9 protein-coding genes and 1 pseudogene are annotated in these 10,752 nt (G+C 38.3%); 9 read left to right on the top strand and 1 reads right to left on the bottom strand.

Annotated features, from left to right (window positions below):
• From R3X26_RS18395 to R3X26_RS18410, 4 genes are all read left to right on the top strand, one after another.
• The coding region (locus R3X26_RS18395) for an ABC transporter permease subunit (protein WP_317718783.1) at positions 1–681 on the top strand (681 nt) is incomplete at its 5' end.
• Between the two features lie 23 nt (positions 682–704).
• Positions 705–1,898 carry an ROK family transcriptional regulator gene (locus tag R3X26_RS18400; RefSeq protein ID WP_317718784.1) on the top strand — a complete coding sequence of 398 codons (1,194 nt, stop codon included), beginning with the start codon at positions 705–707 and terminating at the stop codon, positions 1,896–1,898.
• A gap of 414 nt (positions 1,899–2,312) precedes the next feature.
• On the top strand, positions 2,313–2,573 hold the full coding sequence (locus tag R3X26_RS18405) for a hypothetical protein (protein ID WP_317718785.1): 261 nt from the start codon (positions 2,313–2,315) through the stop codon (positions 2,571–2,573).
• A 151-nt stretch (positions 2,574–2,724) separates the two neighbouring features.
• Positions 2,725–3,414 carry an IS6 family transposase gene (locus R3X26_RS18410; protein ID WP_317718786.1) on the top strand — a complete coding sequence of 230 codons (690 nt, stop codon included), beginning with the start codon at positions 2,725–2,727 and terminating at the stop codon, positions 3,412–3,414.
• Between the two features lie 1,792 nt (positions 3,415–5,206).
• On the opposite strand, the gene R3X26_RS18415 is transcribed toward R3X26_RS18410, so the two are convergent.
• Positions 5,207–5,551 (bottom strand): DUF3316 domain-containing protein, encoded by a 345-nt coding sequence (locus R3X26_RS18415; protein ID WP_317718787.1) that lies wholly within the window; start codon positions 5,549–5,551, stop codon positions 5,207–5,209.
• A 271-nt stretch (positions 5,552–5,822) separates the two neighbouring features.
• Between R3X26_RS18415 and R3X26_RS18420 the strand changes: the two genes are divergently transcribed.
• The 5 genes and pseudogenes from R3X26_RS18420 to R3X26_RS18440 all read left to right on the top strand — a co-directional run.
• Positions 5,823–5,993 (top strand): hypothetical protein, encoded by a 171-nt coding sequence (locus R3X26_RS18420; RefSeq protein WP_317718788.1) that lies wholly within the window; start codon positions 5,823–5,825, stop codon positions 5,991–5,993.
• Positions 5,994–6,179: 186 nt separating this feature from the next.
• Complete coding sequence (locus R3X26_RS18425) at positions 6,180–7,331, top strand: tyrosine-type recombinase/integrase (protein WP_317718789.1); 1,152 nt, start codon at positions 6,180–6,182, stop codon at positions 7,329–7,331.
• A gap of 389 nt (positions 7,332–7,720) precedes the next feature.
• A complete protein-coding gene (locus tag R3X26_RS18430; protein WP_317718790.1) occupies positions 7,721–8,056 on the top strand; it encodes a multiprotein-bridging factor 1 family protein in 336 nt (111 codons plus the stop codon).
• On the top strand, positions 8,049–9,455 hold the full coding sequence (locus tag R3X26_RS18435) for a HipA domain-containing protein (RefSeq protein WP_317718791.1): 1,407 nt from the start codon (positions 8,049–8,051) through the stop codon (positions 9,453–9,455). Before R3X26_RS18430 ends, R3X26_RS18435 begins: the two co-directional genes overlap by 8 nt.
• Before the next feature lie 197 nt (positions 9,456–9,652).
• Positions 9,653–10,183: pseudogene (locus R3X26_RS18440) on the top strand (IS110 family transposase); the annotation flags it as partial.
• Positions 10,184–10,752 lie beyond the last annotated feature (569 nt).

Here is a 10,752-nt window from a genome sequence, read left to right on the forward strand (position 1 = left end):
GTGCTTGGTATCTTAGGCGCGTTATGTGCAGGGCTATTTATTGGTTTGATGAACGGGATCTTTGTAACTAAAGTGCGAGTGAATGCTTTGATCGCAACCTTGGCCATGATGGAAATCGTTAGAGGCGGCGCGTACATTATTTCTGGTGGTAATGCGGTTGGTGTTGTTAACATGAATTTCTTTATGTTAGGACAGTCGACCATCCTAGGACTACCAACCCCTATAGTGATTACCATTATTTGTTTTGTTGTTTTTGGCTTCCTGCTCAAAAATACAGCCTATGGTCGCAACGCTCTAGCTGTCGGAGGCAATTCTGACGCTGCAAATTTAGCAGGCGTAGATGTCGACAAAGTGCGCATTGCCAATTTTGCCATACAGGGTGCGGTTTGTGCGGTGGCGGGCATCATTTTGGCTTCTCGTATTACTAGTGGACAGCCAAATGCATCATTGGGGTTTGAGCTAAGTGTTATTTCAGCTTGCGTGCTCGGTGGGGTTTCACTTAATGGTGGTAAGGCAAGTATAGTTGGTGTTGCGATTGGTGTATTGATCATGGGGACGGTGGAAAATGCACTCAATCTTCTTAATGTCGACTCTTTCTACCAGTATTTAGTGCGTGGTGGCATACTGTTGTTAGCGGTTGGAGCGGACCAATATCGACAGCGACTTGCTGAAAAAGGTTAATTTCACTGGAATAAGAGGTACATATGATTAAAGGTATGAACAATAAATCAGTTCGCAGTTTCAATTCGAAACAGGTTATGCGCCTTTTATTCCAGCATAGAAAATTATCTAAATCACAACTGGCCGCTAAGCTAGAATTGAGTATTCCTGCTTTAAGTAAAATATTGAATTATTTGATCGACTTAGAACTGGTTGAGCATATTCAGGTGATACATTCAGGACGAGGGAACTCTACTGGAATGTATCAAATGACACAGAATACGACACCGATTTTGTGCCTCCACATCACACCTTATCGAATATCAACAACAGTACTGAATGGATTAATGGACCCAATTGTTGATTATCGCACCATCGAGATAAATCCTACCCATCCATCAGAGTTAGTTGCATCAGTATTTGAGATTTATCGACAATGTATAAAAGACACTGGTAGTTCGAAATTTAAAGTTGCAATGGCGCTACATGGCCAGGTTGATACGCGATCTGGAACATCAGTCTTGATGCCACAAGCAAAGTGGTCTGCACCTATAGATTTCAAATACTTAATAGAAGAGGAGTTTGGTGCTGAAGTTCAAGTAGATAACGATTGTGTCATGTTAGCGTTGGCAGAGAAATGGTTAACGAAAGACCACCCTAAAGATTTTTGCGTTATTAATGTTGACTATGGGATTGGTTCTTCATTTTTGGTAAACGATAAAATATTTCGCGGCGAATTGTTTGGCAGTGGACAAATAGGGCATTCTATTATTGACCAAGATGGACGAAAGTGTTGTTGTGGAAGATATGGTTGTTTAGAAACCTTATCTTCAACTAAAGCGATTACATCGGAAATTCGTAAAACTTATAAGACTAATCCTAATCATGGACACAATGCCTCGCAAATTACCTTTGAAGATGTGGCGAGGCTTTTTCATTCTGGAGATATGATCACAAGGAAGACTGTTGAAAAAGCAGCTACTTCATTTGGTATCAGCTTATACAATTTTCTCGTGACTTTAAGTGTTAACGACATAGTTATTTATGGTGATATCAAAGATCTAGGAGATGAGTGGTTAAATATTGTTAGAACTATAGCATTATCTAATCCATTTGAAGTTAATACGAATGCGCTTAAAGAGCAAAGAGCTTCAATTCGATACGGTGAGTTGCCAGACAGTCGTTTATTAAATGGCATAGGCTTCTTATATATAGAGTCGCTAATAGACACATTTTAAATTATCTCGTTATTTTCAATAATTTTGTAGTGTAACCATCCCTTGATTTTACTTTCTCTAATACTGAATAGTATCCGAGCACTTAGTAATGGTAATTAACTGATGACTGATTAGGTTCGGTGATAGCGTGCTCACTTAACTCAGCTAAGTTTACGAGTCCATGTTTAATTAAATACTTGAGGCTGGAATACCAAACACCATATTAGATGTATAATCTGAAGTAAAAAGTGGCTTAAGAGTTTTCCAATATCAGTGGTTCATTACAATAATGACGCATACAAATATTCTACAAGCCGCATCATATCTACTTATAAATTAAATTCTAATGCTAGATTTCTAATTTTTTTTCGTTACTTGACTATTATTTTTTCCGTTTATAATGGTCTGACGGTAAACAAATTAATAGGAATCATAATGAACATATTCTACTCATTTAACACACTAATACTAGTGTCATTCTTAGCTTTTAAACTTCTACGTGGATTATTCAATGCAGGTTGTTGGATTGGTGATGGTCTGAGTAAAGGTATCAATCATATAGTGGCTATATCTAAGAAAAAAACTGATTCTAGATTAGAAAAGCGACTTAGCGAGTTTAAAGAACTGCGTCAACAACATAAGCAGTTGAATGAGCTTAAAGCAGCTAATAAAGCTAAGCAACGAAGAGAAAACTGAAAGTGAAAATTGATGTAAGATGTCCTATTTGACTTAAATTTTCTAATCAGTGTAGTGTTGAATAGGCAAGCATTTTTGGTTCGAGCAATTAGATAAAAGGACCTTCCAGAGGGTACTGTCAAGTTAACTAATGCTATGGCAGTATTTCCATATGAGCATATATAAAAGACACAGATTTCCTCCGGAAATTATCCAACACACAGTCTGGTTATACTACCGTTTTAGCTTGAGTTTTAGGGATGTAGAAGACCTACTAGCAGAACGAGGCATTACCGTAAGCTACGAAACTATTCGGTATTGGTGCAACAAATTCGGACGTATCTATAGCAAACGTCTCAAGAAAAACGCCGGTCGATTTGGTGATACGTGGTTCATGGACGAGGTGTATATTAATATTCGTGGTGAGCGCCATTACCTTTGGCGAGCGGTAGACCAGGATGGTGATGTTATCGATATTCTCATCCAGAAAAAAAGAGATGGAAAGGCAGCCAAGCGTTTCTTCAACCGCTTGTTAAAGAAAAATCAAGGAGTTAGGCCTTGGAAAATAGTGACAGATAAACTTCGCAGTTATAATGTTGCTCACCGAGAGCTTGTTCCAGAATCAATTCACGACAATAGCAAGTATCACAATAATCGGTGTGAGAATTCTCATGAACCAACGAGGGTGAGAGAGCGGCAAATGCGAAAATTCAAAAGTAGGGCACATGCGCAGCGCTTCCTCAGTATGTTTTCGTTTGTTTACAACGTATTCAATTTGCAAAGACATTTGTGTCGAGCTGAATTTTACAAAAGTCGAAGAACGGATGCTTTTGCCAAATGGCATGATATTACCGCTAGTTAATCTACTACTCGTCGAATCGTAGAGGCTAAAACCAGTTAACTTGACAGTACCTTTTTTTGGGTTTGTTTGGGCTCATTACTATCTGTCGCGGCAATGGGAGGCCATTCATATAGCATGACACCGTAAAAAAATCGTGAATAATATTTGGCAATGAAAATACACTATGTACGTTGCCATTTATACTTGTCGAATTCACTCGCAAATAAATAAAGCTGACCTTATTTTATGTAAAGTTCACTTTCGGTTCACTTATGAATACTTATATGCTCTGGAATTAGTGATAAATAAAGTTTTGGCTGGCTTATGTCATAGATGTGGCTAACAACAATAGATATAGCGAGCATCAATGAAAGAACGCAGACGTACAGAGATGGATTAGTAGGATTGGACTTTGTTTCTTGTGTTTATTGGGTTTAGAGAGTGAGTAGATAGCTAGATTATTTGGATGAAAACAAGCCTTTAAAATACGAGTACATTACTCAGGATGTTTAACGCTATTTCATTTAAGGAGGCAATAACCCAGGTTGTTATTATTGGATAAAAAATGGTGACAAGGTATTTATTATGAATGATGACTTTGCGTAATAATGTTCAAACACTTCATTAAATAAGAGTCGACACTAAGATATATTTTTATGCTAACTGAAGATAAAAAAGCCAACAAAAAAAAGCAATGCAAACGCCAGGTTTTTTGTGGAATATTCTTTAGTTAATTTTCCACAAAAACAGCCATTTTTTATAAGTAAGAAAAACAATAGTCAATAAATGTTCGCAATATTATCTATGTAGAGGAGGCATTTTGTACAGCACTTCTCACCCACCTCAACCGACAAACTAAAGTGAGCACACATAAAGTAAAATCCGGGACAGGATAATAGATAACATTTAAGTAAATTATCATTTTAAATGGGTACATAAGAACGCTCACAGAAAGCACGAGTTATAGAGGAATGCCTAGCGCAGCGTGAGCGCAACGAGTGATTCAAGTTCTTGGCAAGGATTGGAAATCATTCTTTGCCTCAATCAAGGAGTGGCGCAAACACCCTGACAAGTTCAATGGACGACCAAAGCTTCCTAATTACGCAGAACACCAGAAAACATTCATTGTTGGAAGAAACGGGTTCAAAGTAGAGAACGAAATGGTTCATCTATCTGGTTCTGGCGTATTAATTTCGACCATATCCCAACACACGGCGAACGTGGGGAGAAGTCATTTAGTGCTAGGTGCGTAAAGCGTGGTTTGTATAAATCATCTTGCGAAAAGCTACTTAACGCCGATGTAAACGGATGCTTGAATATCACTAGAAAAGAATTCGGAAACGACCTCCTGAGAGGTCTATTCCGTATTCGATAGCGGCTGTGTGTTCCAGCCGATGCGAGTCACTTGCATTAGAATTGGTGAGTTTGGCTCATGAGTCAAGGCTACACCAAGAAGCATCCACTACAATCTCTGATTTAGTGGCGTGTAGTTCACGTAAGAGATATTTCATAAGGAATTAATCGTCAAAAACCAATAGCCAAAAATTATAAGGCATTGAAATATATGTAATCAATTACATTCGTAAATGTAAAAAATAAAAAAACTATAATTAAGGGTAACGCAAATAGCTACAATAAATTTATGGACGAGATTAATGTTATAAAAACTATAATAATAACAGCATCTAAAACATATTTAACATTAAAAATTTTAAAGGATCAAGCAGCCAGTTATTATTTTCTAATAAATGTAAGTAGCTGCTTGATCCTAGAGAGTATCTGAACCTAACAATTGAATGTTAGGTTCATTTAATTAGTCGTTGTTACTGTCGCGAGCATCAAAGTGATAATCAACATTCACGATAGCACGATAAGAAATTTCGCCACGTGCTTCTGAGAATTCTTCGATAGTAACAGCAGTATCATCTAGTGTAATGTTGGAAACAACATTCTCACCGATAGGCGCTAGTTTAAAGCGTAATTCAGAACCACTTGCCGTGTGTAACGCGTCTGAATAATCGAAGCCAGCTTGATATGCTGCTGCTTTAGAGTTAAAGCCGTCCGTTTGTAGGTTTGCTTCGCTGTATACAGTATGGTTACCAGCAAATGCTGTTGTGCTGAGAAGAGCGGTAGCGGCTAAAACAGTTAATTTTTTCATTTTTTACCCTTTAAAGTGTCTGTTAATAATGAGTGACAACTTGGTGGAGTAACCTCCCGTCTCACTCGATGGAAGGATTATCAACTATTTTCGTGTGACTTACATCACATAAAAATACAATTCATTATGGAGTATTTAGCATCAATAAAATGAAAGCTTTTAGAACTTAGTGTTTATTAACCTCAGCTGCGGATAAGAATAAAATTTGAACTAAATGCCCAAGTCACGAGCTGATCGTTTGATGAAAACAACAAACCGCAAGGACTCGGGCATGGGTAATTTAGAAGCTATCTACACGGATGTCGATGATTTATACATCAGGGAAAAACATCTTATTGAGACAGGAGTAACGCAAAGGCGACGACCATCTAAATTATCTACCAGCGAAGTAATGACGATAGTCATTGCCTTTTATCGCTCTGGTTATTGCGACTTTAAATAACAATATATTCTTATTAAGTGTGTAATGTTTAACTTCCCACATTCAAGATTAAAAAACGCCAATGCTCTTCGCGCTACCACTGCAACGATTTATCACCTTTACTAAAAAGTCTAGTCGTTAATTTTATATGCAATCAACAGTGTGATATAATCACATTTATATCACACTGTTGCAACGGAATTGAATATGTCAGCCGCAAATTTGCCAGCACTAAAGAAAAGTCAAGTGACGCTGTCACATTTAAAATCTCAGGATGATGTCTCTAATGAGTGGCAGGAACAAAAAGAAAAATTACATCGCTTTAAACTTCAACTTCCAGATTTAAGCCAAAGTTTTGCACCTGATTGGAACAAATTACCAGAAGTATTAAATAATTTAACTATATTCGAAGAAAATCGGGGGGGCTACAGTTCACATACTTTAAAAATGCTCTCATTTGTCATCCGAAAATGGGACGAATATTGTAAATCAGAAGAAATCTATAGTTTCCCTATCAATGACGTTATTTTATTGAACTGGTTCAAAGCTTTGAAGTTAAAGTTCAATATGAAAATTAATACACTAAAACAATATAAAGCCCAAATGAGTTTATTCCATAAAATCATGGGGGTTGATGACATAACGAAAACATTAAGAATAGCTCATTTTTTTAAGTCCCTTCCGAAAGATGAAATGGAATTAACAGGCAGTCAGGTCATTGAACTACAAGCTAAGCCTTTTCGAAAACAACACCTAGAACAATTAATGAAATTATGGGGTAATGAAAAAGTTGCAATACCCTATCGAGATTTAACCGTTTTAACTGTCGCTTACGGCACACTACTTCGAGAAGGTGAAATTGGTAACATCAGAAAAAAACACGTTAAAATACTTGAAAATGGGGATATAAACATTGAACGCGTCACATCTAAAACGTCGATAAGCCCTGAACCTAAAAGGTTAACAGGCCGATTTTCAGTGATATTCAAACGATACTTAGCAACTTATTGTGGCTCATTGGATGACGAAGATTTTGTTTTCTGTTGGATCACAACAAAAGGAATAAGACCAGGAGGCTACCGACAAACTCCAATGTCAGGTATGACAGTTGACCGAATATACCAACGAGCTCATAAAGTATTAGAAGAGCGTGGTGATGTTATGATTTCAAAGGATTCCCAACGTAATATTTGGAGTGGTCACTCTAGTCGCGTTGGCGCTCTTCAAGATGGTTATATGTCAGGTTTAAGTCCGACTCAACTCATTCAGTTGGGTGACTGGAAAAATAACGAGATGGTTTTTCGTTATTTACGTGCACTAGACAACAATGACAGCCCTAATTTGTTATTGCAAAATTAAGCGTTTATTTTATCAAATATATTCAACTACGACTCATCATCGATTGGTTCCCAGCTCAATCCCGAGGGCAGGTTACCATATTATAGAAGGTTAATAAGCGTAGTGTTTACTAACTTTTTTGTATCTGGTCAGGTAAGCCCCGATCACGCACTCTTCTCTGTCTTCTTTCAATACTCATCCGAATACTACGCTATTACCAAATATGCCATTCTGGCTGATAAAACTCTCTCATAGAGAACAAAGAGAGGTATTGAACTTTCAAACCAACCATAAGTAACTTAAATTGCACTTATAGATAATTTTTTATACAGTCACTACAAAAGTGAGTTATAGTGAACTTATATATTAAGACGAACCCAATAACGACAAAAGTACATTAAAAGGCACTTATGAAAAAAGGGAAGAGGGTAAAGGCACAACGTATGCCTGATTTGAATACCGAGTTCAGTATGGAAACGCTGGGGAGAGCTATTCGCTCAAAGCGTACCGATAGAGGTTGGCGTATTGATGATCTCGCTTCAAAAGCTAACTTATCTCGTCGAACAGTCATGAAGGTAGAAAAAGGCGATACCAATGTCACCTTTGCCAATGTCCTCATCCTCATGGATATATTAGGGTTGTCGTTACGCCTTATCGACTTAAACCTATTTGTTTGTCCACATAACCAAATAACCTCCGAAGCTGAGAACAACGTGAGAAGTAATGAGGACGGTTGGTATGAGTAAGTTACAACAGTTAGACGTGTTTATCGGTACGAATACCAAAATTGGTCGTTTGATTCTTCCGGTCGGAACAGAAACAGAGTTCTCATTCATCTATGAAGATGAATGGAAACACACGGGTTTCCCCATTTCACCACACATCCCTTTCGATGATCAGGCTTCGCCACGTAGTATCGAGAACTATCTCAGAAATCTCCTTCCTGAAGGAGAAGCCTTTGAAGAGATGATACAAACCACCACTATTTCCAAAAGCAACACGTTCGGGCTGATTCGTAAGCTTGGTGCGGAAACATCAGGCGCATTATCTTTTCGAGTTCCAGACTCAGAACCTGGGGAAACCAGTTTTAGATCTGTACCTGATGATGAACTAATAGAACGACTAGAGCGAAATCTAGCGCCACTAGTGTATTGGGACGGTAAGGTCCGCCTTTCGGTTGCTGGTGTTCAAAACAAGTTAAACTTACTTAAGCGCGGTGATGAATGGGGGTTTGGTGAAGGAAAATTAAGTTCGAACTACATTCTAAAGTTTGAAAGCGGTAAAGCACCGTGCATTGCTGTTAATGAGTTCTTTTGCATGACATTAGCTAAACTAGTAGGTTTGGACGTCGCTAATGTTGAGTTAACTCGCATTGGGAAGACTAGGACACTGATCATAGAGCGGTTCGATCGTACATATATTGAGGCTCGTGATGTCGTTCAACGAAAACATGTGATTGATGGCTGTCAGGCAACTGACTTACCTCCTAGTTACAAATACGAGCGTCAGAATGGGGATGAAGGTGATGGTGTATATATGCGTGATGGCGTTTCTTTCCTACGCCTACTGAGCGTCAAAACCATAGACACGGTAATCACCAACCTGAAACTTACCCAATGGATGCTCTTTAATCTAGCAACGCTAAACTACGATGCCCATGGTAAAAATATTAGCTTTTTCGTCACCCATAAAGGCCTGGAACTGACCCCTTTTTATGATTTAGTCAACATAGAAGCCATCGCTCAAGAGGGAGCAAAATGCAACTCACGAAGCGGTAAATTGTCTGCTGATGAGGGACGTGCCGCCAGTATCCCTCAATATTTTGCAATGTCGATAGGAGATTGGGAAAGCGAAGACTTTCAAAATCCGCCGAAAGGTAACTTCAAACGCCCGATCACCAGCTATGATTTAGCTGAATTTGGCGCTCTGCTCGGCTATTCAGGCACCAAAATGGCTTCCATAATGGTAGAAACCGTTGGTGCTATAAAAAATGGCCTGAAGGAAGCGATTAAACTTACCGAAGCTCAAAGAATCGACGATAGGGAACGTGAACACATAAAACTATGCGTCACACTCATCCAAACAGAGTGTGAATACTTGCTAGATCAAGCCGATAGTGTGCCAGAAATGAGTAAGCTTCTTTAATGGCAAATACAGGGCCTATAGTAAGCAATTTATAAATTATTTTTGGACAATTTCTACTCACAAGTACCTATCTATTCGTCATTCTGTTTAACTAAAAGGCGTCTATCAAGTCGGTGGCTATTCACCCCCCACGAAAAAACTAAAAGTACACCGATAGGAAATAAGTATTTCGTTTCAAAATTAAACTTAGTGTTGCCCAATGGCTAGTAGATAAGAATCAAAACCTACCCCCACTAATAATTTTTGAATTAAGTGAGCTACATGAACACTATAAGAACCTTAATGAGCGCATAGATTCACAAGCAGACAAAGTCGAGAGAATTCTTGCAGATAATGAGCAGATGAAGCAATTGCAAAGTGTTCCTGGCATTGGTCCAGTGATAGCAAGCGCTTGTCTTTCTTCTGTTGGTAACCCCTGTGATTTCAAAAACGGTCGAAATTTTGCGGCATGGATCGGACTTGTTCCTGTTCAATATTCTACGGGCGGTAAGTCAACGCTACTTGGAATATCGAAACGAGGAAATAAAGAACTGAGGACCCTATTTATTCATGCTGCAAGGTCTATTTTATGGAGAGACAAGTCAGTCGAAAAATACTTCGGCTCGTGGCTTGTAGAGCTTAAAAAACGAAAACCCTTTAACGTGGCAGTGGTAGCACTAGCCAACAAAATAGCCCGTATAGCGTGGGCAGTATTAGTTAGTAAAAAACCTTTTGAAATAAGAACATAATCAGAATTTGCAATGAGAGTAAAAGATGACACAACGGTTAGACCACCAGACTGAAGACCTGTTGCCCCAAACAGCAACTTAAAATGCTTTTCGTTTTGTGAGGACAGTCTGGCGCACACCTCATCATAGAGCTGAGACTAATAACAGTCTCTAATAGACTCTGGATATATTAGCGCAAATCAGCTCGTTATTTTGAACTCTACTTGCAATAACGGGACGTACCATATATTGGGGCAGTAATCATTCAGAGCAGAAGTCTGGATTGTGTTTTTCCCAAAACAACGACCATTGTCCAGTAAACAGATAGCCAAATAAGTATTGTATTTTATTATCGATACATTTACCTTCACTATGTATTAAAAACTAGATATAACAATCTTTATAATGTATGCAAAATTAGATACTATTAACATTGTGATGTATTTAATTAGGGATACATAGTTATGAAAAAATCCGGTGTCTATGCCGTTGCACTCAAGCAATTCAAAGCAAAAATTAGCGCTTTACTCAATTTATCTGTGCCTAAACCACCGAAAAATGGTTGGGTGCGCAGTATCCGTGAGGCCTTG

Source organism: Vibrio sp. TH_r3, assembly GCF_033101115.1.
Classification (GTDB): domain Bacteria; phylum Pseudomonadota; class Gammaproteobacteria; order Enterobacterales; family Vibrionaceae; genus Vibrio.